The organism is Vibrio sp. QJM3NY_21, from assembly GCF_057785975.1.
In genome coordinates this window covers 1,370,344-1,392,983 of sequence record NZ_CM173514.1, presented here as the reverse complement: position 1 = coordinate 1,392,983, position 22,640 = coordinate 1,370,344, and the positions used below count along the sequence as shown (strand labels likewise).

At 43.1% G+C, this 22,640-nt stretch carries 19 protein-coding genes; 6 read left to right on the top strand and 13 right to left on the bottom strand.

Annotated features, from left to right (window positions below; genetic code table 11):
- The first annotated feature begins 19 nt into the window (after positions 1-19).
- Complete coding sequence (locus AC3CID_RS21710; RefSeq protein WP_488527442.1) at positions 20-1,375, top strand: diguanylate cyclase; 1,356 nt, start codon at positions 20-22, stop codon at positions 1,373-1,375.
- A gap of 164 nt (positions 1,376-1,539) precedes the next feature.
- The gene (locus AC3CID_RS21705) at positions 1,540-3,123 is read left to right on the top strand and encodes a DEAD/DEAH box helicase (protein ID WP_054543020.1); all 1,584 of its coding nucleotides are present in this window, start codon (positions 1,540-1,542) and stop codon (positions 3,121-3,123) included.
- Between the two features lie 560 nt (positions 3,124-3,683).
- On the opposite strand, the gene AC3CID_RS21700 is transcribed toward AC3CID_RS21705, so the two are convergent.
- The gene (locus AC3CID_RS21700; RefSeq protein WP_488527441.1) at positions 3,684-5,213 is read right to left on the bottom strand and encodes a DUF3612 domain-containing protein; all 1,530 of its coding nucleotides are present in this window, start codon (positions 5,211-5,213) and stop codon (positions 3,684-3,686) included.
- A gap of 169 nt (positions 5,214-5,382) precedes the next feature.
- Between AC3CID_RS21700 and AC3CID_RS21695 the strand changes: the two genes are divergently transcribed.
- Positions 5,383-5,979: an aldolase/citrate lyase/malate synthase family protein gene (locus AC3CID_RS21695; protein WP_054547138.1), complete on the top strand. Its 597-nt coding sequence runs from the start codon at positions 5,383-5,385 to the stop codon at positions 5,977-5,979.
- A 186-nt stretch (positions 5,980-6,165) separates the two neighbouring features.
- Here AC3CID_RS21695 and AC3CID_RS21690 read toward each other — a convergent pair whose 3' ends face one another.
- Positions 6,166-7,182: a GGDEF domain-containing protein gene (locus AC3CID_RS21690; RefSeq protein ID WP_237300394.1), complete on the bottom strand. Its 1,017-nt coding sequence runs from the start codon at positions 7,180-7,182 to the stop codon at positions 6,166-6,168.
- Positions 7,183-7,430: 248 nt separating this feature from the next.
- On the opposite strand from AC3CID_RS21690, the gene AC3CID_RS21685 reads away from it, so the two are divergent.
- Positions 7,431-7,559, top strand: a complete 129-nt coding sequence (locus tag AC3CID_RS21685) for a hypothetical protein (RefSeq protein ID WP_267136161.1) — start codon at positions 7,431-7,433, stop codon at positions 7,557-7,559.
- Between the two features lie 7 nt (positions 7,560-7,566).
- Here the strand turns inward: AC3CID_RS21685 and cspE are convergent, their stop codons facing one another.
- The 5 genes from cspE to AC3CID_RS21660 all read right to left on the bottom strand — a co-directional run bounded on the left by cspE (position 7,567) and on the right by AC3CID_RS21660 (position 12,936).
- Positions 7,567-7,779 carry a transcription antiterminator/RNA stability regulator CspE gene (cspE, locus tag AC3CID_RS21680; RefSeq protein ID WP_004730009.1) on the bottom strand — a complete coding sequence of 71 codons (213 nt, stop codon included), beginning with the start codon at positions 7,777-7,779 and terminating at the stop codon, positions 7,567-7,569.
- 360 nt (positions 7,780-8,139) lie between these two features.
- Positions 8,140-9,417, bottom strand: a complete 1,278-nt coding sequence (locus AC3CID_RS21675) for a cytosine deaminase (protein ID WP_488527440.1) — start codon at positions 9,415-9,417, stop codon at positions 8,140-8,142.
- 9 nt (positions 9,418-9,426) lie between these two features.
- Positions 9,427-10,665, bottom strand: coding sequence for a cytosine permease (gene codB / locus AC3CID_RS21670; RefSeq protein WP_488527439.1), 1,239 nt, complete (start codon positions 10,663-10,665; stop codon positions 9,427-9,429).
- A 703-nt stretch (positions 10,666-11,368) separates the two neighbouring features.
- Complete coding sequence (locus AC3CID_RS21665) at positions 11,369-12,592, bottom strand: HlyD family secretion protein (RefSeq protein WP_114635582.1); 1,224 nt, start codon at positions 12,590-12,592, stop codon at positions 11,369-11,371.
- On the bottom strand, positions 12,586-12,936 hold the full coding sequence (locus tag AC3CID_RS21660; RefSeq protein WP_108208668.1) for an MFS transporter: 351 nt from the start codon (positions 12,934-12,936) through the stop codon (positions 12,586-12,588). Before AC3CID_RS21660 ends, AC3CID_RS21665 begins: the two co-directional genes overlap by 7 nt.
- 133 nt (positions 12,937-13,069) lie before the next feature.
- On the opposite strand from AC3CID_RS21660, the gene AC3CID_RS21655 reads away from it, so the two are divergent.
- Positions 13,070-14,077, top strand: a complete 1,008-nt coding sequence (locus tag AC3CID_RS21655; protein ID WP_114635580.1) for an AraC family transcriptional regulator — start codon at positions 13,070-13,072, stop codon at positions 14,075-14,077.
- Positions 14,078-14,397: 320 nt separating this feature from the next.
- Here the strand turns inward: AC3CID_RS21655 and AC3CID_RS21650 are convergent, their stop codons facing one another.
- Positions 14,398-15,354: a LysR family transcriptional regulator gene (locus tag AC3CID_RS21650; protein WP_341633955.1), complete on the bottom strand. Its 957-nt coding sequence runs from the start codon at positions 15,352-15,354 to the stop codon at positions 14,398-14,400.
- Between the two features lie 132 nt (positions 15,355-15,486).
- Here AC3CID_RS21650 and AC3CID_RS21645 point away from each other — a divergent pair, with 132 nt between their 5' ends.
- Positions 15,487-16,248 carry a hypothetical protein gene (locus AC3CID_RS21645; protein ID WP_171327983.1) on the top strand — a complete coding sequence of 254 codons (762 nt, stop codon included), beginning with the start codon at positions 15,487-15,489 and terminating at the stop codon, positions 16,246-16,248.
- Positions 16,249-16,306: 58 nt separating this feature from the next.
- On the opposite strand, the gene AC3CID_RS21640 is transcribed toward AC3CID_RS21645, so the two are convergent.
- The 5 genes from AC3CID_RS21640 to AC3CID_RS21620 all read right to left on the bottom strand — a co-directional run bounded on the left by AC3CID_RS21640 (position 16,307) and on the right by AC3CID_RS21620 (position 22,615).
- The gene (locus tag AC3CID_RS21640) at positions 16,307-17,479 is read right to left on the bottom strand and encodes an OmpP1/FadL family transporter (RefSeq protein ID WP_372243478.1); all 1,173 of its coding nucleotides are present in this window, start codon (positions 17,477-17,479) and stop codon (positions 16,307-16,309) included.
- A gap of 645 nt (positions 17,480-18,124) precedes the next feature.
- Positions 18,125-19,348 carry an HlyD family secretion protein gene (locus tag AC3CID_RS21635; RefSeq protein WP_237289306.1) on the bottom strand — a complete coding sequence of 408 codons (1,224 nt, stop codon included), beginning with the start codon at positions 19,346-19,348 and terminating at the stop codon, positions 18,125-18,127.
- 2 nt (positions 19,349-19,350) lie between these two features.
- Complete coding sequence (locus AC3CID_RS21630; RefSeq protein ID WP_065205853.1) at positions 19,351-19,674, bottom strand: MFS transporter; 324 nt, start codon at positions 19,672-19,674, stop codon at positions 19,351-19,353.
- Positions 19,675-19,926: 252 nt separating this feature from the next.
- Positions 19,927-21,354 (bottom strand): sodium-dependent transporter, encoded by a 1,428-nt coding sequence (locus AC3CID_RS21625; protein ID WP_488527438.1) that lies wholly within the window; start codon positions 21,352-21,354, stop codon positions 19,927-19,929.
- 481 nt (positions 21,355-21,835) lie between these two features.
- Positions 21,836-22,615, bottom strand: coding sequence for a response regulator transcription factor (locus AC3CID_RS21620; protein WP_488527437.1), 780 nt, complete (start codon positions 22,613-22,615; stop codon positions 21,836-21,838).
- Between the last annotated feature and the right edge of the window lie 25 nt (positions 22,616-22,640).

Here is a 22,640-nt window from a genome sequence, read left to right as displayed (position 1 = left end):
AAGTGTTAGAGGTTCGTAAATGCCAAGTGGTTCTAGCAAGCAGTGGTCTGCCAAAGTAGTATCTTTTCTTTTTTTCCTAGCGATAGTAGGCGCGATTGAGTTCTTTCACGCCAAGCAATTAACTTTTCTTAAGAATGAATCGTATTCTGAGGGGAAAAAACAATTATCCATTATTCGTTCTCGGATCGAAGCCGCGATCGTGTCTGATATGTATATCCTCAACAATTTCTCTACCTTAGTGACCATCAACCCTGATAGTGAGGTGAAGAATTGGGACAAGATTGCTGAGAATATCATTCAAGATGGCTTCCATATTCGACTTATCGCACTCGCCAAAGACGATATTCTAAACTTTGTTTACCCAATGGAAGGCAATGAGCAGATTCTTGGTATTAATTATCGCGATTATCCAAACCAATGGGAGTCTGTTGAGATAGCCCGTAATCTCGGTAACACTGTTATTGCTGGGCCTTTTGAATTGTTTCAAGGTGGTCAAGCCCTCATTACGCGAACTCCGATCTTTCGAGACCCACCTTTTAATCAAGACTATTGGGGTGTATCCAGTGCTGTTATTGGCTTAGATGAGCTGTTTGACGATGTCGGAATTGGGAAAATCGAGAACAAGTACGAACTCGCGATTCGCGGTGCCAACAGTTCAGGTAAAGATGGCCCAGTCTTTTATGGCACCCAGGGTGTGTTCGATAATGCGTTTGCCTCCGAGCAGGTGAGCTTTCCTTACGGTGGTTGGTACCTTGCTCTCTCCGGTAATGAGCATGTATTGATGGACGTGCCTTGGTATCGAGTTCAAGCGGTAAGGCTGGTGGGTTACACCATAATGTTAGTACTAGCGATTGCCTTTATGACTATTTATCGCCTTTATCTAATTGCTGATAGCCGTTCTATGCATGATGAGCTTACGATGTTACCGAATCGTCGATACTTCATGTACAGCCTCAAGCAGGCATTTAAAACCACTCAAAAGCAGAGAGCGAGAACCTTTGCCGTTGTGAATATCGATCTCGATGGTTTTAAAGCGATCAACGACACGTTTGGTCATGCAGCTGGCGATCAGGTGTTAGTTGAATGTGCCAAGCGTATAAAGAGTGAGTTGCGCGGTTCAGACATCGTGGCAAGGATCGGGGGGGATGAGTTTTTAGTCTTATTGCCACGCATCATCGATGATCAACATGTATCGTCGATTGTGGCTAAACTTCGTAAGGTGATATGTACGACACCAGTGGTCTACGAGACGTACTCAATTTATCTTCGAATTAGTGTCGGTTGGGTTATTCATAACAATAACTACGATGATGTCGATGCACTCTTGAAAGCGGCTGATGAAAAAATGTACGAACAGAAGCGACAAGTTATGTAGGTTGAATTGGAGCTGTGATTAGAATTTAGTTGCTGAATGTGGGGAAAAGCCTCAGAATACCGCGCTTTGCTCCTTATCAATCTAATTGATGAGCGAAAGCTGTAGCAACGACTTCTTTCTGCGCGTTGCTCATACTAAATGTTATTCAACTGAGAAAATAATCTATGAGTTTTACCTCCCTGGGCCTTTCTGAACCGATCCTTAAAGCTATTGAAGCACAAGGTTACGATAAGCCATCACCAATACAAGAGAAAGCCGTACCTGCTGTCCTAACGGGCAAAGATGTTATGGCCGCTGCTCAAACAGGTACAGGTAAAACTGCAGGCTTCACGCTACCTATTCTTGAAATGTTGTCAAAAGGCCCTCGCGTACGTCAGAACCAAGTACGTGCGCTAGTGCTAACACCAACCCGTGAGCTTGCTGCGCAAGTGAATGGCAGCGTAGTGAAGTACGGTATTAACTTACCTCTTACTTCTACGGTGGTGTTTGGTGGTGTGAAAATTAACCCTCAGATGCAAAAACTGCGTAAAGGTAGTGATGTACTGGTAGCAACACCGGGTCGTCTACTTGACCTATACAACCAAAATGCTGTGCGTTTTGATCAACTAGAAATTCTAGTGCTAGATGAAGCTGACCGCATGCTAGACATGGGCTTCATTCGCGATATCCGTAAGATCTTGGCTTTTCTACCTAAAAAGCGCCAGAACCTACTGTTCTCAGCGACGTTCTCTGATGATATTCGTGGCTTGGCGAAAGGCTTAGTAAACAACCCAGTTGAAATCTCGGTAAGCCCTGCGAACTCAACAGCACCAACCGTTGAGCAAAGCATCTACCCAGTAGATAAAAAGAAAAAAAGCGCAATGCTAGCGAAGCTGATCAAAGATAATGATTGGCGACAAGTGCTTGTGTTTAGCAAAACGAAACATGGTGCAAACAAGCTTTCACACTTCCTTGACGAGCAAGGCATCTCAGCGGCTCCTATTCATGGTAACAAGAGCCAAGGCGCGCGTACGAAAGCCCTAGAGAACTTCAAAACGGGTAAAGTCCGAGTATTAGTGGCGACAGATATTGCAGCGCGTGGTATCGATATTCCGCAACTGCCTCAAGTAGTGAATTTCGACCTTCCAAACGTATCAGAAGATTACGTTCACCGTATTGGTCGTACTGGCCGTGCTGGTGAAGTGGGTAAGGCAATTTCATTGGTTTGTGCTGATGAAGTGGGTGAACTGTTTGGTATCGAGCGCCTTATTCAGCAAGTGCTTGAGCGCCGTGAACTTGAAGGTTTTGCACCTGTAAACAAACTGCCTGAATCTCGTTTGGATTCGCGTCCGATTAAGCCTAAGAAGCCGAAAAAGACACGTGAACACTCTGATGGTCAACGTTCTGGTGAGAATGCTCGCGGGCACAAACCAGCAGGTAAGAACAAGCGTCATGTCTCTGGTTCAGGTTCTGCTCCTAAGCGTAAGCCTAATGCGAACAAGCCTAATTCAGGCAACAAAGCTTCTGACAGCAACTCAACAGTTGCGGGTGATGATAAATCTTTAAGAAATAATGGCAGTAACTATAAGCGTGGCAATGCGGCAAACAAGCCTTCTACGAATAGTTCTGGTAAGCCAGCTGGTGCAGGTAAACCTAAGAAGTCTGGTTTCGGTGGCGGTAATGGCTCGAGCAAACCAGCAGGTAATAAGCCTACAGGGAACAAGCCTTCACCATCTAGAAGCCGTTCTAAGCCTGCACCTCAGAAATAGTAGCTCTTTGGTAGACCGAAAGGTTGATAAGGTAGCTTTGTAGCGTTTCAGTAACGAGAATTACTTTTTTAAAAGGTTCTCGTTTATTAGCGTAGCGAATTTCTGCAATTTAACTCGAATAAGCGCGAATATTGAATTTCAATGTTCGCGTTTTTTTATGGGTATTATTTTGCGAATTAGAAGTGATTTCTTGGCTGCAAAAACTACTGAATCAAGAAGAAATACGCTATTGAGAGGAAAGGTAATGATTCGTTAATGATTTATTAATAACAACATAATCACTAGCGTTTTTGTGGATCTTTGCAATTTGCAATTCCAGTTTGCAAAACAAGCAGGGATTTACGGACAATACGTGTTCAGATGCTTAGTAAATACGTGTTTTAAAAGTTGGCACGTATGCTGCATTAGTAATGGTGACCCTTCTTAAGCCGAGGGTCACCTAGCCAACTGACGTTGTTAGTGAACCCATATTGTTCACACAAAATATATGACCAATCACCTTTATTGTGGTTGGTTTTTTTTTGCCTGAATTTTGAGTTCTACTTGTTGGTTTTACTTTTTTACTCACCACACTTCGAGTAACAGCTTGGTTGACGAGGGCACTCTCCACCTCTGGAGCAGATAAGCCTAGCCTCTGTCTCAATCCCACGTTCAATCCAATTTATATTTAGAATCTTGGCTATTGTCGTGAGATCTTTCTTGATGTTACGCGGGATTACCACAGAGCCACCATTGTTGACGCATGACGCCTTAAGCTGCTCTGCTATATCTCTTGAATTACCGCCTTGAGCATCAATCGCTGGGTTTAAGTCTATACCAGCACACAACACACGATTGTTACCCGCAGGATCCGTCATATTGATGGATTCACAGCAATAGATTCTTGGCTCATCTCCCACATTTAAAATGGAGATCTGAGCTGAGCTACCTGCCTGAGGTTCTGACAATCGACGGAATACAGCCCAATGTTGACATGGGTCAGCGACCGTTCTCATATTCCCCCAAGGCAGTGGAATCCCGTTCCCGCGGTATACCGCCTTGAGCTTCCCCGGCCCATAAGCATCAAAGTAGTGCCAGTGAGGGTAGGGCGATACTACCGTCATTCTACGCATCGCAACAGAGGGGGAAACCCCCGCTCTCTTATGAACGTCTATTTCGTAACCTGTGCGGTCAAGCAGCTGTCTAAACGGGACTTTAGGGCACAGAAGTGCTCCTGCAAAGAAACTGGATTCAAAGTCTCGCCACGCTTGCAGAATGTCTTGAGAGTTCAGCTGTGAAGAGCCTGAAATCTGGTTGTCATCCCATGTGTTGTTGTTACCGACCGACAACACACTCTTTAACCCTTCTTTGCTATGCAGAATGCAATGGCCGATATAAACCGAGAGATCGTATTTCAGACGAGTGGGGTACTCTTTGAGAATTTCGTTTAAAAAGATCGTACCGGGAGGCTCAAAGAATGAAGTAACCAGTTGCTTGGCATTGATTCCTAGCTCGTCAACCACGTCCTGCGGCGTGCGCGTAACCCAGCGGATATTAATACCAAGGGTTCTAGCGATGTCTATAAGGTCTTCTACGCTCAGGTTAAGACGTTTTAGGCCAACCTCCTCTGCGGCGCGCTCAAGGTCAGGGAAGTGGTTCTGGTTGCTTTCTTGGTGTGCCCTAATCAAGAGGTGAGCAAACTGACGGCCAGAGATCCCCGTTTGTGACAGCATTTCAGGAATCGCAATCTGCAGGATGTCGTTGGAGAAAAGAAAGCTAGGCTCGAGTGCCATGCCACTTATCCCACCACGATTCCCTTTGTCAGGTGCAATGGCTTGTTGTTCTGATTCGTCGTCGAGGAACCACGTTGGGGTCTTCTGAAAAACCTGCGCAATCACTTCCAGCATGTCGATACTTGGCACACGCTTTCCGCGTTCAATCATTGAAAGGTAAGAAACGGAAGGTGCGTATTCTGGGTTGATTCGAATACAACGCGCAGACAGATCTTCCATCGTTAAATGGTTACGTTTTCTTAGGTTACGTATTTTCGTACCTAGGAAATGAGACTGACGAACTAAACTTTTTGACAAGGCCATATTTGTAAAATTCACATTGTAAAATTTTTGTTGTGAAATTGTATGTAAAAAAGCGCTAATCTACAAACTAAGCAATTCACAAAATGACAAATAAGTTAAACGTTAGTTTGGAATAATTGCTCTAGGACACATTTTTGCTGTAGAAATCGGTGGTTATCACCGGGCTAGTCAAGAGGGAAAGACTATGAATATGCTTACATTCGATAAAACAGAAATCCAAAAACAATCAAAACCATTTATCGCTGAAGCTGTCTTTGCCGTGGAGACAATCAGTGCCAACCAGCAAACAGAGAAGCAAGTGAAAGCAAAACAGCTGCTTGATCGACTGTTCCCACTAGAGAATGGTTCACATCAAGACGTAACCAGCTACGTAGTTGATTACCGCCATATCATGGCTTACTTTAAAGATGGTCAGCACAGCGGCCTAAAGCACCCTAAACAGTTTGTAGCGTACATGGGTGAGAAGAATGACCCAGACTCTATCTTGTTCCGAGATGGCAGTGGCAGTCACTTAGAAGTGATGTTTGGATGTCATAAAGGGACAGGGTGTATTGAATTGGTAGAGATCGATGATATTCAGTTAGAATCATGCACCACGTTCGGTCAATCGCCAGTGGAAGCAACCACCACAATGCGCGAAGAGACCATTGCAGCAATGCGCCACTGGATCAGCTTGATTCAAGGTGATGCAAAGGGCAAACCAAAGGCATGCAGCGAAGATAAAGAGTTCAGAGCAAAGAGTGGTGAAGATTACTGCCTGAATTATTGCTACCAGCTTTAGTCGTATGAAATAAGGTTTGGAACGCTGGAGGGTTTGACCCCAGTAAGTACTAAGCCGATACACATAGCCAACGAAAAAGCCCCAAAGATTAATGTACTAGTTAGTCTTTGGGGCTTTTTGTTGTTTTTTAAATGTATATCAATTCGCGTTCACGGTTTCTCATTGAGCAGAACCAGCTGTGAAACCTTAAAGAGGCATGACTCGGTTGCGGCCAAGTGATTTCGCTTCGTAAAGTAACTTATCAGCTCGTTCGATCAGTGATTGCGCCGACTCACCGGGCTCAAGTTCAGCGACACCAAACGATGCGGTGATACTACCGACTTGTTGACCACTGCGACGATCTTTAATAGACAGCTTTTCTAGAGAGCGTCGATTAGTATCTGCGAGCTGACGAGCAATACGCAAAGACTTGTTTGGCACGATGAGTGCGAACTCTTCACCACCAAATCGATACGCAGAAATACCCTCACGACAACTTAGCTTCAGCTTGCGAGCTATCCCTTTAAGAACCATATCGCCAAACAAGTGGCCATAGGTGTCATTGAAATTTTTAAAATGGTCTATATCGAGAAGGATGAGACATAGTGACTGTTTGGCTTCGCATAATGTTTCCAAATCACGATCTAGAGAGCGTCGGTTATAGAGTGTCGTTGTACTGTCAAAGAGCGCATCTTTCTGCACTTCTACTAATTGGGTTTTTAGCTTGGTGATTTCTGACGTTGCAGAGTTCAACTGAGAGTTTAAAAACTGAGTAGAGTGACGAATATGACGAGACTCAGAAACCAACTGACGAACCAACGACATGACTTCGTCGATCGATAGACTTTCATTATCAACACGAGCCAAATCCTCGAAGCTTTTATCGATCATGTCGGAAAAAGCGGAGGTATCGGTGAGAGTATCATTCATTGAATTCGAAACTTCAGAAACTAACAGTTCTAGGTTAGCGCGAAGATCGTTGATATTGGTTTCAGATTTGCTCGCAACGTAATTGTTGTAAAGCTGCTCACCAACGGCTGGAGGGCAAATGCCGTAGTGTTCTAAAACACCATCCATGTCTTTAGTTAGCTGTGGGATAGCATTATCGACATAGGTGTACCAAAGTGCGTAATTTGCAGGTGTGGTAGACACTCTGTTCTTCATCATAAGAGGTACCGCTTTTTTTAGATTAGCGGTGGATTTCTGGAATTCGTCTTTTTTCATTATTTTTACTGCAGATACCAAACTAACTCAAGCCACTTGTGGACAAGGTTAGCGGATTTCGCAGGTCTTTGCTTTAAAAATTATATGATTAATCGATGAGGATTGGATAAATAACTCATTTTTATTATGAATATCGATTGCGTATTCATAAATGGTGTCTAATGGATTGTTCTTTAACCATATTTTTGGTTATTCACTATGGAACATAGGTTAAGTTTTTTATTAAAACCTTAGTCTGGGAGAGAACTGTGATTTCAGAATCGATTGGAGAAGTAACGCAGAAATTTGAATCGAGAGAGGGAAAGGGTGAAAACATTGATGAGCAGATACAAAAAAGCGCCGATAAAAATCAGCGCTTTAAAATTCTTTTTAGCTAAAAGCTAATTATTGAGCAACAACGTTTGCTGCTTGTAGGCCTTTTTGACCGTTTTCAACTTCGAAAGAAACCTTTTGGCCTTCTTTCAGAGTTTTGAAACCTTCTGAAGCGATTGCACGGAAGTGTACGAATACGTCAGCACCGCCGTTGTCTTGAGAAATGAAACCGAAACCTTTCTCTTCGTTAAACCATTTTACAGTGCCAGTATTTGTGTTAGACATAATTTGTCCCTTATTCATAAATTTTCTAAATTGTTGATTGCATTACTGCAATGCGCTGATAATTGAATTATTTAATGTTGCTAAGAAATAAGGAAAAACTACTTACAAAAACGGGTAACGATTTTACATGTCATTTTTTACTATTCATCTAACTTAAATAACTCCGGCTAACAGAGCGAGTGCATGTTAACACAGTCTTTCCGGTTGTACACTCATTGATTGAGAAATCAGCGAGTTTTTTTGTCATGTTGTGCTCGTTAACAAAACCACCTGAAATAGCTGATAGTTTTATAAAATCACACGCCATGACAAAGTAAAAAGGAAGCCTAAGCCTCCTTTTCATCATTAGTATAGACGATATTATCGTTTGAAGTTGATATCTTCAGTTTTATCTAAATTAATTTTTGTTTTCGCTGGTTGAGTCTCTGCGATTACCTTGCCGTGGCGGATAGAGTACTGCACTGGTACTTGGCGGCGCACGGCATCAAAGCCATCGTCAGCAGGAAGAATTAGCAGGCTTCCTGGCTTACCTTCCTCAATACCGTAGTTGTCTTGGATGTTCAATGTACGAGCTGAGTTCTTGCTGATTAAATCAAGAGAGGTATTGATTTGGTCGTAGCCCATAACTTGTGTTACGTGCAGTCCCATGTGCAGAACTTGAAGCATATTCGCTGTACCCAGCGGGTACCATGGGTCAAACACATCATCATGGCCGAAACACACATTGATATTAGCCGCTAGCATCTCTTTAACACGAGTCACACCACGACGTTTCGGGTAGTCGTCGAAACGGCCTTGTAAGTGGATGTTCACTAACGGGTTTGCCACGAAGTTAATGCCAGACATCTTTAATAGACGGAATAGGCGAGATGCGTAAGCACCATTGTAAGAACCCATTGCTGTAGTATGGCTTGCCGTTACCTTATCACCCATGTCGAATTTATGAGCAAGGGCTGCCAGTGTTTCAACGAAGCGAGATTGCTCGTCATCGATTTCATCACAGTGAACGTCGATCAGACAGTCGTACTTGCGAGCAAGCTCAAACGCATAGTGCAGAGATTCAATACCGTACTCACGAGTGAATTCGAAGTGAGGGATAGCACCAATAACGTCAGCACCAATTTTCACGGCTTCTTCAAGCAACTCTTTGCCGTTAGGGTATGAAAGAATACCTTCCTGAGGGAATGCAACGATCTGGATATCGACCCACTCTTTCATCTCTTCGCGAACTTCAACCATCGCTTTTAAAGCGACTAATGTTGGGTCAGACACGTCGACGTGAGTACGTACGTGTTGAACGCCGTTGGCAATCTGCCATTTCAGTGTTTGTTTCGCACGAGATTTTACGTCTTCAATCGTTAGCAGTTCTTTACGCTCAGCCCAACGCTCAATACCTTCAAACAAAGTACCAGAGATGTTCCAATTAGGTTCTCCCGCCGTTTGCGTAGTATCTAGGTGAATATGCGGTTCACAGAAAGGAGAAACTGCAATGCCACCTTCAGCATCAAGGATCTCGCCTTGATGATTGATTGGCGCGTCATTATCGAGAATGCGAGAAAATTGACCATTTTCAATCAGGATTTGTTTCAAGCCATCTTGGTCTTGAAGCTTCGCGTTCTTGATTAATAAGGTTGTCATAGTGTGTCCTTAAGCGGCCTGAGATTTCAGAGCGTTTTTATTCAATAGAGGGTTAAGCACGAGGTAACTGATCGCACCACCAAACACGGCATTCAAAGGAACGATGCCAGGAAGGAAGTGACCAGCGGCAACGCCTGTCGCTACCGCGATAATGCCAGCCCAGTTAACGGTTTGGAACTCTGCTTTTGCAAAATCTTTGTAACGTTTACGGTTCGCAAAGAAGTCGGCGATGATTACCCCACCAATGGGTGGAATTGCCAGCGAAAGGAAGGTTAACCAACCGACGAAGTTGTTGTACAGCCAAAGCGCGAAAATCGTACCCACGATGCCGTTGATGATAGACATTGTAGTACTTGAGCGGCCAGTGATGTTGGATAAACCAAGACCTGACGCATAAAGTGCGTTTTCATTGGTTGTCCAGATGTTCAAGCCTAGAACGATGATGGCTGGAAGCAGAAGACCTTGTGCGATCATGACATCTGAAATGTCAGCATGACCAGTTGCCGCTGCACCTGCAGCACCAAAGATAAACATCAGTGAGTTACCAATAAAGAACGCGACCATTGTGATTAACACGGCGCTCGCTGGTTTTTTACCAAAACGAACGAAATCGGCAGTTAACGTACCCGCACTGACGAATGAACCCACAACCATTGCTAGCGCCATAGAGAAGTCCATTGGTGTTTCTGGTTCAATCAGTTGTAGCTGTTCTAGCCCGCCAACACTGTCTACCGCAGTCAGTACTGAGTAACCACCCAGAATCGCAATCGCAGGAACCGCAATCGCTGAAAGCACCATGAGTGCTTTAATACCGAAGTACACTGTACCCGTCATCAACAAGCCAGATACGATAATCAAGGTGTTGGTATCAATGCCCGTGGCTTTCTGAACTGGAATGGCAAACATTGCCACGCCCACACCAAACCAACCGACTTGTGTACCACCAAGTAAAGCAGAAGGAAGCCATGAGCCTTTAGTACCGAAAGAGAAACGAGCAAGGAGGTGAGTAGAGAGGCCAGTAGAAGAGCCGATGTAGCCAAGAAAAGAAGTGTAAATACCGAGAATTAGGTTACCGATGAGTACCGCGAGAAAGAAATCGTTGAATGAAAGACCTGTCCCGAGTGAACCACCTGTCCACATACTTGCAGAGAAGAAAGTGAGTCCAAGCATTACCATGGTGAGTGAAGCGACTCCTTTCCTAGCCGATGTAGGAACCGGCCCAAGACTGTAGTTATTATCAGCAGCCATTTTTTACCTCCGCAAATGATCAAAATTAAATTTAACGGTCGCCGTATTGCAGGCAAACGTGCGCATTATGGTGATATAAATTACGTAGTCAATGCTAATTTTGTCAATAAAGGCGGCGTGGTATCAGTTGTTGAACTAAAAGTAATATAAAACATGAGGTTATGTTTTATGTTGTTTTAATTAAAATAAATAGAAAACGTTTTCTATAACGCATCAGGTATCTGTTGTTCATGGTTGGCTATGAATATTGATTATTATATTTATGAATGGGTGTCTGTATATTGGGCGGGCGATGTTTCTTAAATGACAGGCAAAAAAATGGCCAATCGCAATATTCGCAATTGGCCTATATATATCGTGAACAACAAAGGTTCACTAACAACGTCAGTTGGCTAGGTGACCCTCGGCTTAAGAAGGGTCACTGTATACATTGCAGTTAGTGTGCCAACTTTTAAAACGACGTAAAAGGGGTGTTTTATAGCAATTTGGTGCGTATTTAAGCTAATTTATCGCGTTTTAAAATTATTAGTTCGCAAAATGAAAATGCATTATGCAAATGTGGATGGGTTGTCTAAGCTATGTAATAAGAACTATTTTGTATTTTATGCCGACAGTTAGTACTAGCTCGTCTTTGTTCTTCCCTAAAAAAGCCAGCATGCTTTAAGGGCATACTGGCTTTGTATTGATTTACTTGTTACTGAAGTTAGATTGAGTAAAAGAAGTACAACTGAGATTTCATTCGAATGATAATCCCGCGTATTACGTCTAGGAAGCCCATAAAGCCAATTGGCTTCTCACCGCTTACCCAAGCTAGCCCAACGGAGCCGACAGGAATATCGTAACCTTCCGCTTCGTCAATTTTTAAGCGAACAAAGTGGTGTTTGTTCTGGAGGTTTCTGCCTGTGGTAACGCGAACCTGTTCATCAATACCTAATAAGCTAGCTTGTGCCTCACCCGTCGCTTCAACAATGCCTTCTACGGTTGCAGAGAATATTTTCCCCGGGTATACCGCGGTCGAAAATTCTGCTGGCTGACCCACCTTAACATTGCGAATCGCTTGGTGATTGACTCGCATCAATACGTACTTCTCTTCGGTATACATCTGGATACGAGGCATCATCGAAACGCGCTGACCCTCACGAAGGATAAAGTTCGTTACAAAGCCGTCAGTCGGTGCAGTGACTTTGGTGCTGTTTAGATCCCATTGTGCTTGCGCCAGTGTTGCCTTAGAAGAATCAACCTCAGTTTGCTTCTTGCTCACATTGGTTTCAGCTTTGTGGATATTTAATTTCGCATTCTCGGCATCGACTTCTTTTTTACTGAGTTGTGACTCCAGCGTGGTGACATTGTGAGTTGCTAGGTCAACCTTTGCTGTTTGTTGGTCGATGTCAGTTTCTGTAATCGTATGTTCTACGACGCTGTTTTGTTTCTGGTACCGGTCAAGGGTCTTAGATTGCAGCACTAGATCTGTTTTTGCTGACTCTATCTGTGCAATAGATGTTTTGATGTCTTCTAGCGCCGACTGGTAGCTAATTTTAGCAATGCTGACTTCTTGGCGAGCTGTGTCTAAAGCGACTTTTGTTGACTCCAGCTGAACGCTTGCTTTGTCTCTCGCAATCACATATTTGGTGTCATCAATTTCGTAAAGAAGTTGCCCTTCAACCACATCTTGGTTTGGGCTGATGTGAACCTTGGTGGTTTTTCCTGTGACCGCTGTTGAGTCCGGACGTAATTGAATATGCGGAGATTGAACAACTGAACCGCCCGAGAGATCCATCGGCGTGAAGTTGATTAACCCAACCCATACGAACATTAACCAAGATGTACCACCTAAGTAAGCAAACGCTTTGGTGCCTTTGTTCCAAGGCATACCTACCAATCTCAGTAAGTAAATGAACAGTGCCCAAATAGCTAAGCCTTCTAACATGCTGGGTTCTCCTCATTTTTATCACTGTGTTCTGGTTGAACGTCAGACTTTGTCGGCGCTTTCCAGGTGTCTCTCAGATTGATGATCGCTTTTTCCATATCAACAAAGGCCAAGATGACGGCGAGTACCCATACCCAGTGCCAGATAAAACCAATCCAAGTTAATGCGGTGATTAAGCCGAGTTGTTGGTGCTCTTTGCTGTGAGCTTTATTGATTGGTAATTCATGCACACGCCAGAATCCGTAACATGCAGCAGCGATAGTTGCGATCAATACAACGCCTGCTACTACGTGTAGAGCGGTATCGGCGCCGGTTCCGACAAATGGGACACTTACTAAACTCATTGATAAACCCTAAGTTAAATGATGCACCGAGTGTGATGGGTGTAGGATTTACAAGTTGTAAATTTACTAATTACTTCGATAATGCTATTTATATGATTTGATCTGTCATTGGATTTATAAAGGACTGCCATTAGTGAGTAATTGTAACTTCTTAAGAGCGTTAGGGATTTTGGGAATCTATCGGCACGCCGTGACGAATCCTATGGTTAATGCGGACAGTTTGGGTATTCCGAAGTCTGTATTTAATAATTCAATGAACCTTATTCCAGTTAGTGAAGTCGACAAATGGTTTGGCTTGTTGGAATTACAAACCAATGATCCGGATATCATTTTGAAATTGGCTGATCGAGTTGATATTGAAAGGTTAGGCCCGTTAACTAATTGGTTCTTTTCTGGGCATGATCTTGCTTCGACGATCCGTAGAGTCAACATCGGACTTCATTGTTTGCAGTCGGGTGCTTTCTTATATGGTGCACAGGTAGGGACAATGATTAAATGGTGCTACGACAACCCTGCGTACTCGGAAACGGGTAAAGTGCATGACTCGATAAGAGTCGCAATTTTCATTATGAAGATTTTACGTCGATATTTGGGTGATGATTTTAAACCCGTTGCGGTATCAATTGCGGGCCACCGAGATAACGTCGATCTTTACCAAGAGTATTTCGGTTGCACGATTCAGTGGGGGCAGCCGCGCACTGAAGTTTGGATCCCTAGTGAGTCGAGGTTATCCATCAATCAATCACCATCGAATAGTAAAACAAATCTGGCGATGAATTTTCATGACTTGGATAACTATCTCAACATGCCCGACGCAGAGGACGAGCACAAGGTGACCTACGAGATGATCAATTACAGCCGCCATTTCGGCCTGCCAACGCTGCATAAAGTTTCCAGTCTACTCGGCTTATCTGAACAGCAGTTCCAGCGAAAATTGCATAAAGCTGGCGTTAATTTCTCAACAATTATGGGTTATGCGTTAAGCAACGTGGCTGTAGAGCTCTTGGTGTATTCAGTGCCAGTGGAAGAAGTCGCGACGAGGTTAGGTTATACCAACGTTGCGAGCTTTAATCGGATGTTTAAGAAACATCGAGGTTTGACGCCCAAGCAATATATTGAGCGCTTAAAAAACGGTCTTTGAATGACTCGACTTGATTACCCTAGGCACTTACTGTCTTCTGATCTTGTAATTTTTGTACCAGTAGCCCGGATATAGGTACAGGTGGTGACGAGTACACGTTTCATAGAGTATTTAATCACCAATGGTGGGTGTCCAATTTTATTTATATCAAGAATTACGACCTTAATGGAACTAAAATAAACACTGTGCAGAAAAATACTGCAAATAAAGTGGCGTTTAAGAAAGTGAGTCATAATTTGCTATGATCTATTTAAATATTAAAAATCACCACTTCATTATCATTTTTTTAGTCACATGTAAGCAGTAAATATACGTAATGGCTATATGTTAATTTCGGTTTTTGTTTTTAATATATCTAATTTCTCTTGAAGAGAGTTACGGACAATATTGATACAGAATCGATATAAAGGGTGGTTGTGATTTCGTTCTAGGTAATAAATTGCATGATACGTTTTTTCAGGAGCTAAATCAGTTAGCCATGCAGGTTGTACGCAATCAATAGAGCTCGGACACATCGATGCTGAGAGCGTCTCTGTTATCGCTAGAATGTCTGAGTGCTCAGCGAGGCATGTTAAAACAGACATACTGGCAGACCGGTATTTGAAATCAAAAATCTCAGGATGTCGACGTTCAAGTATCGCGTTAAAGTTAGTCAGTCCAGGAACAAGAATCCCTCCTGTAGGATAATGGTTAAAGTGTTCCAATTTGAAATTACCATGAGACCATGGGTGGCCTTTTCTCATGATAACAATGGGTTCACTGGAAGTTAGCTCAACGGAACGGATCGATTTCGGAGTGTCAATTGGGCCGAAATTCAACCCAATATGGACATCGCCATTTTGTATGTCGGTGAGTGTTCGATCTGTCCAGGTGGTAACATTCAGTTTTGCTTTTGGAAATGAGTTAAACACAACCGAGCTAGTTAATTCTGTAGCCATAGCTTCAAGGAATACACTTGATACTGCGATAGTGAGCTCACCATCGAATTCACTTGGATCTTCAAAAAGCTCTGAAAAGATCCGATTGTCTAACGCATCGAGTTGCTCATTTAAGCCCAAACCAATAGCATCTGCTCTATGGGTTGACTGTAATTGACCATTGGCTGAATAAAATAACTTGTCGCCAGTATAGTCACGTAATTTCGCTAATGTTTGGCTAACCGCCGACTGGCTAATACCCAATGCCGATGCAGCTAACTTGGTGCTTCTATGAATATAAATAGCATCAAACACGCGTAGATAATTTAGGTTCACCTGTTCATTATATTTTTTGTACATAATATTCCTAGCCTCTGCTTAACATTATTAATCGATAGAATAAGTGATGCTTATTTTTCGTATAAGTAGCGTGGAAATAGTCATCTACATATAGTGGCACCATCTTCTTAAGTGTCAGTTTTGGTGTATACAATGAAAAATATTAAAATAGCTTCTCTTTCTTTAATAAGCACAGCATTAGTTTTAGCTTCAACTTCGGTATTTGCAGAGCAAAACTCTGAAAAAAGCAGTCATGAGTATCATGATGCGGACCCTCGAAACAGCAGCATGAGAGCGGCGGTATTTTCAGACGATGAAGGAGAGCTCAAGCTCCTTGCTGGTGGTGGTGCTTCAGGGCTAACGAGTGATATATCCCAGACCGTTGGTTTTGCTGAATATTACACTCAGTCAGAGAATGCTCGATTGAGAGCTGCTCATTTTGATTCTTTTGGTGGTGTCTATGTTGACGTTTACCAACTAAAAGACGCCGCTAACATGTACACCACAGGCTATATGCTGCCTCTAGGCAGTGAAGATGGCACCTTGTTCTTCCCTTCGCTGAACTATACCTATGTCGACGGTGGTGATGCATACTCAACATTGAATGGACTAGGTGTGCCTCTACAGGGTAATGAAGAAGCTCACTTAGGCTCAGTTAACATGTACGCGCTACACCCTTGGAACGATACCCACTTCTCTGTGTTTAATATAAATCTTGGCTCATCATACGGTGGTGCTGAAATGCAGGTGGCTAATCTAATGTGGTTGCAAGGCATTAAAACTAAGGTTCAAGACAAAGACTTCAACATCATGTTTGAATTTAAATACGATGTGATTTCTATCCAAAATGAGCGCGGCATTGATGAAACTTCCGAAGAAGTGACGGCCTCTATTGGTATTGATTACCGCTTCTAACACCGAGAGTAAAACGCTGAACTCGAGAGTTCAGCGTTTGAAGTTACTGCGAGCAACATTAGAAAGTGATGTTAGCACCAATGAAGTGAATATGGCCGTCGAATGAACCCGTTACATCAACGTTGGTTCTTTCAATGTCAACAGTACCTAGGTCAGCAAATTCATAGAACATGTCGATACGTACGTCGTCCCAGTGCGTGCTAGCGCCCACAGAATAGCGGTATTGTTCGCCAACAGGTAAGTCAACCCATTGCTTGGTTGGGTCATCTTGTGGCGACGTCTCGTAAGAGAAGCCTGCTTTTAGAGCCCATTTTGCGTTCAGTTGGTAATCGGTACCGATGGCGAACTTCCAAACGTCGTCCCAGTCGCGGTCTACAGCTACTGGCGCGCTATCACTGCCATTGTCATAAAGTGGCGTTTCTGGGTAGTCACTCCATTTGTGCCACTGTACCGAGCCCAAAAGAGCTAATTGTGGATTGAGGTTGTAGCTACCACTTAGGTCGACGATAGTCGGGAATATTAGATCAGTACTTAAAGTGTTTAATCTATCAACATTTGAAGTAACATCCACATCAAATTCGTGTTCTAGTTTCGAGCGGTAACTTAGACCTACTGCCCAATCGTCTTCTTGGTACATTGCACCGGCGTTAAAGCCCCATGCAAAGTCGCCGTCTAGATCCGTTTCTAACGTAGAGGTTTTTGCTTCTAGGATACCGTAGTTAAGCTGAGCACCGATGCCGATAGACACTTTATCTGTCACTTTAAAGCTCAACGCAGGGTTGAATTGAACTGCTGTCACCAAGGCCTCGTCTAAACCAATAGCTCCTTCCCAGTCTGTCCCATACTCAACAGCTGTGCCACCAATAGAACCAAACATCAGGCCTAAGTGGACATCTTCGTTTAATTGAGTGACATGGAAAACACCGATAGATGGCATAACGGTATGTGCACTTGCATCTCCTTGGGCTTTGCCAAAGTTACCATTGTTTTGGTCTGGCGTATCGGTGTAATCCATATGCAGATCTAGAACCATGGCATTAACTGTCGTTTTGCTTTGACCCATGTGGGACATGGTTGCAGGGTTCGTATACGCAGCAGTAGCGGTCTCGGTATAAACGCCGTCGCCAGCGCCAGCGGCACCTGCATTTGCATAGGTCGCTTCTTGCATGAGTGTGCCACTAGCATTGGCTAGATTTGAAAAGATAAGTAAAGCGAGAGCCGTTTTTCTCATGGTGGTTTCCTGCAGGTTAGCTTTGAGGGCATGGATTAATAAACTGCAGATAGTGTAAGGAAGGACTGGTTGGAGATATTCAGTATTTTTTCTGTATTGAATCAATTCCAAGTATTGAAAGTTCCGAAAACAATGTGATTTCGAGAAGAGTACTAGGGCGTGTTGATCTTTCGAGCTGATTTTTGCAGCGAGTTGCTGGGTATTTATACAAGGCAGAGGCGTCGATGTGTAGCTAGCCTACATGAGAAGCCGATAACGTAGTAGAAATGGCCAGCAAACGCTGCCCGAAGGGTTCGGCTAAAAGCGTTTTACTCTTTGTTAAGGGGGATTTTCTTAGAGTGACTAGGCTACTTCCCCCTCGCCGCGATTAAAACGCTTTTATCTCGAACAAAATTTAACCACGAAAGGTCAACACGCCCTAGCCAAAAGCCTTGTTCGCTGAAGGTGTAGTTTTCATTAAGTTAAGAAACCCAGCAGCCTATAGGGGGAAGGTTGCTGGGTTTCTGATGTGTTTTGTTATCGTGAATTAACTAATAAGTGCAGCGTAAAACAAGATAAATGAATGCTGAGAATAGAATCAATTGACTCTTTTTCCTATGCGTAACATCTATGAAATCACAAATCTTATGGCATTTATTCATAGTCTTACATGCTATATATGAAGTAAATCTGAGCTTTCATTCGGATAATGATGCCGCGAATGACGTTCAAGAAATTCAAGAATGGAATAGGCTTTTCTGCATTAACCCAAGCGAGTCCAACGGCGCCCACTGGTATGTCATAGCCTTCAGATTCGTTGATACGCAGACGCACAAAGTGGTGCTTGTTCATGACGTTCTTTCCTGTTGTGGCACGGACGTTTGTTTCACGAGCAAGCAAAGAACCTTGAGACTCACCTGTCGCTTCAACAATACCCTCTACGTGAGCGTTAAATACTTTCCCTGGATAAATCGCGGTAGCAAACTCAGCTTCTTGGCCTACTTTGATGTTTCTAAACGCTTGATGGTTAATTCGCATCAAGACGAATTTTTCGTCGCTGTACATTTTTAAGCGAGGTATTGCGCCAACAAACTGACCTTCACGTGCCATAAAGTTGGTTACATAACCATCCGTTGGTGCGTAGATTTTTGTTTGGGCCAAGTCCCATTCTGACTGGGCTAGTGCTGCTCTCTTATTTTTAAGGTCAGCCTCTTTGCTCGTCATAGAAATTTGTGACTTTTCAATTAAATTTAGGTTCTTATTTGCCGTAATTTCAGACTTTTGATACTGAGATTCGATGATTGTTAACTGGTTCTTCGCAACTTCAACGGCTGTTCGTTGTTGGTCAAGAACGCTTTCGGTAATCGTACTTTTTACTTTTGCATTCTGGTCAACATAGCGCTTTAGCGTACGTTGCTTTAGCGTCAGGTCTTGTTTTGCTGCTGATATCTGGTTCTTGATTATCTCAATGTCTTCAAGCGAAGCTTGGTAGTTTGTCTTTGCGATATTGATATCTTGTACAGCAGCTTTGTGGCCCATCTTAGCAATCGCTAGTTGTGCTTTTGCTTTGTCAACGGCATTAACGTATGAGTCATCGTCAAGCTCGTAAATTAATTGACCCTTTTTGATCTCACTATTCGGCGAGATGTGAAGAGATTCAATATTCCCCGTGATTCGTGTTGATCCTGGTCTTAATTGAATATGCGGAGATTGCACGACAGAACCGCCAGATAGATCCATTGGTGCCCAAGTAATTAGGCCAACCCAAACAAATACAAGCCAGAACGAACCACCACCATAAGCAAAAATCTTAAATGGTTTGGTCCAAGGCATGCCTACAAGGCGAAGCAAATAAATAAACAAAGCCCAAACAGCTAAACCTTCTAACATTGTTATTCTCCTGCCTTTGTCATTTGAGTCGGTGTAGTGTCATGCCAAATATGACGAATACGACGTATGCTTTGTTCTGTATCGATAAACGCAATGATTACAGCAAGCACCCAAACCCAGTGCCAGATGAATCCTATCCAGGTGAGTATGGTAACTAACCCCATCTGACCGTGCTTTTTCTTGTCTGCGTGGTGGATTGGCAATTCGTGAAATTTCCAAAATGCATAGAGCGCTCCAACAATAGTACCGATGAGTACTACTGCTGCTACAACATGTAGGCCAATGTCGAAACCAGTGTCGACAAAAGGCATAGTTATTAAACTCATAAAGCTTCCTAAAGTGTGTAGTTAAAATTTGAGCCAGAGTTGTTTCACCGACAGTAGTGGTGAACGATTATCGTGATAGTACGTACCTGGTTAAGAGATCGAATCAGTAAAAATACGGGTCATAACTTTTAGTAGAGGAAAACATGATCTGGAACGAATCTAAAAGGGGAGGTGGATTGAATGGAAGGCCAAAAATAAAGCCTGTCTCTGATGACAGGCTTAAGTAAGTTATCGTTCGAACAGGAACGGGTATTAGAATCGTTTAGATATCACCGCGGTGAACGCGATAAATGCGATACCCATTAACATGACTTCGCCTTTGCCACTGTCAAAACCAGCCTTCACGCCCATAAAAGCAACGATTGCGATTGCAAAAGGAATGACGTATTTAACCAAGCCGTACCAAAGGTTAAACAGAGGAAATGATATTTCACCGTTGTTAGTGATTTCATTTTCTAGATCTTTCTTGTTCAACCTCCAACCCGCAAAGATACAGATGAACATGCCACAAACGGCTAAGAAGATCTTGTCAGTCAACAGATCGAAGATATCGAATACACCAGTATCGAACAACTTAGGGCCAATACCACCAAGTGATAGCGACGAAAGGGTACACATACTGATCATCGTAATGCTTGATATCAACACCGCTTTAAAGCGTGTCATCTGTTTTTCATCGATTAAGTATGAAACAGCAACTTCTAATAGAGATACTGAAGAAGTAAGCGCAGCCACGCTGAGACCAACGAAGAAAAGCAGTGCGAATAGTAAGCCGATCACGCCACCCATTTCGGCGAAGAGCTGTGGTACAACAACAAACACCAAGCCTGGGCCTGCCGCTGGCTCTATACCAAATGCAAACATTGCAGGGAACATTGCGATGCCAGCCAGTAGTGCAACACCGCTGTCCATGGCAACGACCATTGCTGTGGTTTGTACTAGGTTCTCTTTTTTCTTTAGGTAGCTACCGTATGTGATCATACAACCTGTTGCTAGGCTCAAAGAGAAGAAGGCTTGTCCGAGTGCAGCAAGTACTACGTTGCTGTCTACTTTAGAAAAGTCTGGACTAAACAAGAATGTTAGACCTGCGCTTGAACCGGGTAGAGATAACCCTTTAACAGACACGATAACCAAGATCATGAACAGCATTGGCATCAGGATTTTACCTGCTTTTTCAATACCGCCTGAAATACCTTTCATCACAATAAGTACGTTTAGAGTTAGGTATACACTCATCCACATTAATGGCTCTACAGGGGTTGAGATAAAACCACTAAAGCTATCTCCAATTAGCTCAGGAGTGCTGAGTAGGCCTGTCGCCACTTTGTAGATGTAAGCGATAGACCAGCCACCGACAACGGGGTAAAAGCCCATAATTAACAAGCCACTTACCACGCTGATAACGCCGGTAAATGTCCAGCGTCGGTCGGTTGCTTTAAATGCACCGACTGCTGATTTTTGTGTATGTCGACCGATAGCAAATTCCGTTAGCATGACACTAAAGCCAATGAAAATAACAAAGGCTAAGTAGATAAGAACGAAGGCGCCACCACCACTCTCACCTGCGGTATAGGGGAATTTCCAAATATTCCCAAGGCCAACAGCAGACCCTGCTGCTGCCATTACAAAGCCAAGCTTTGATCCCCATGTATCTCTTGATTGTGAAAGGTTACTTGCCACAACATCTCCGAAAGCGTTCTAAATAAAATGATTGAATTTGATTACGTTTTTATAGTTATGAGAGCAATGTGCAGTTGTTATGAACGCTGCACTGCTTCAAACCACCGCGCAGTGTAAGGGGCGAGAACGTGAAGCTAAACCGTAGAATTACGGTATAAGCGCGTGTTGGTTTTGCTAAGAGCCAACTTTTTATTAATGCCACAGGAAGTACCAGTGGGCCGTATATTTTTGACAAACATAGACAAGCCCTAGGTAAATAATCAAGAAGCGAAGGCGAACGAGAATATATATATGGATTTGTGATGGCTTTTATAAATTATAGAACCAATAGCGGTAGACATATATTTAAGGGGTAGGTTTGCTGATGTTCTAAATTAAATCCTGTCGTTGGCTTTATAAGCAGTAGTATTACGAAAATCATGCAAAAATGGTATGCATGATTTTCAGCAATTAGGAGTGAGACTTATGAGGGGGGAAAGGACTATTGGGCGATTCCAAGACCGTTGCGCAGTGCAAACTGGACAAGCTCGGTATTGTTTTCAAGCTCCAGTATATCGATCATTCGGTACTTATGTGACTCGATGGTTCGAGGGCTTAAAAACAATTTTTCTGCACATTGTTTTGCCGTAAAACCTTGAGCAAGCAGAGTGAGAACTGAGCATTGTTTAGGCGATAATAAGAGAAGTTTTTCACTTTCATTCGCATTCGTGGGTTGGTCTTGTTTTAAATTACGTACCATCGTTGAATGCTGCCAGTAGCAAAGCCAAATGTCACAAATTAGTTTTAGGCGTTTCATGTCTTGTTCTGTTAAAGGTTCTAAATCACTGGTGAACCTAGAGAAAGAAAGTGCCCCCCAGTCTTGGCCAAATAGCTTTAGAGGAATGATACCGTGCCAACGACCGCCTTCTGCATGTAAAGTCTGTATCACGGATATTTTATGGTTGCTCATTTCTTGATCATCGAAAGTAAGCCAACTTTTCTTTGTTCGAAGCTGCTTAAAATAATCTAAATAATTACCATTAATGAAGATTGTTTTCTTAAGTTCCGGGATACCATCTCTCGATACTGTCGATACCTTACCATCATTGAGTATGATCATTGAGTTTGGGAAAAGTGTGACTCTGTCTATTTCAAACCAATCTAAGACTGACTGCGCTATTTTTCGCCAAGTCACATCAAAGTCTTTAGGTGGCGAACCAATTAGCGCATCGGATTGCTCGGTCACCAAATCCTCAAAAGACATATCAGCAGCATTTTTCATCGTAAATAATCAACCTCAACAGTAA

Bases quoted from the DNA above. Each gene is read 5' to 3' on its own strand.
- AC3CID_RS21645 (WP_171327983.1), top strand. From the start codon at position 15,487: ATGAAAAATATTAAAATAGCTTCTCTTTCTTTAATAAGCACAGCATTA.
- cspE (WP_004730009.1), bottom strand. From the start codon at position 7,779: ATGTCTAACACAAATACTGGCACTGTAAAATGGTTTAACGAAGAGAAA.
- AC3CID_RS21705 (WP_054543020.1), top strand. From the start codon at position 1,540: ATGAGTTTTACCTCCCTGGGCCTTTCTGAACCGATCCTTAAAGCTATT.
- AC3CID_RS21675 (WP_488527440.1), bottom strand. From the start codon at position 9,417: ATGACAACCTTATTAATCAAGAACGCGAAGCTTCAAGACCAAGATGGC.
- AC3CID_RS21695 (WP_054547138.1), top strand. From the start codon at position 5,383: ATGAATATGCTTACATTCGATAAAACAGAAATCCAAAAACAATCAAAA.
- AC3CID_RS21640 (WP_372243478.1), bottom strand. From the start codon at position 17,479: ATGAGAAAAACGGCTCTCGCTTTACTTATCTTTTCAAATCTAGCCAAT.
- AC3CID_RS21660 (WP_108208668.1), bottom strand. From the start codon at position 12,936: ATGAGTTTAGTAAGTGTCCCATTTGTCGGAACCGGCGCCGATACCGCT.
- AC3CID_RS21690 (WP_237300394.1), bottom strand. From the start codon at position 7,182: ATGAAAAAAGACGAATTCCAGAAATCCACCGCTAATCTAAAAAAAGCG.
- AC3CID_RS21650 (WP_341633955.1), bottom strand. From the start codon at position 15,354: ATGTACAAAAAATATAATGAACAGGTGAACCTAAATTATCTACGCGTG.
- AC3CID_RS21630 (WP_065205853.1), bottom strand. From the start codon at position 19,674: ATGAGTTTAATAACTATGCCTTTTGTCGACACTGGTTTCGACATTGGC.
- AC3CID_RS21635 (WP_237289306.1), bottom strand. From the start codon at position 19,348: ATGTTAGAAGGTTTAGCTGTTTGGGCTTTGTTTATTTATTTGCTTCGC.
- AC3CID_RS21620 (WP_488527437.1), bottom strand. From the start codon at position 22,615: ATGAAAAATGCTGCTGATATGTCTTTTGAGGATTTGGTGACCGAGCAA.
- AC3CID_RS21710 (WP_488527442.1), top strand. From the start codon at position 20: ATGCCAAGTGGTTCTAGCAAGCAGTGGTCTGCCAAAGTAGTATCTTTT.
- codB (WP_488527439.1), bottom strand. From the start codon at position 10,665: ATGGCTGCTGATAATAACTACAGTCTTGGGCCGGTTCCTACATCGGCT.
- AC3CID_RS21665 (WP_114635582.1), bottom strand. From the start codon at position 12,592: ATGTTAGAAGGCTTAGCTATTTGGGCACTGTTCATTTACTTACTGAGA.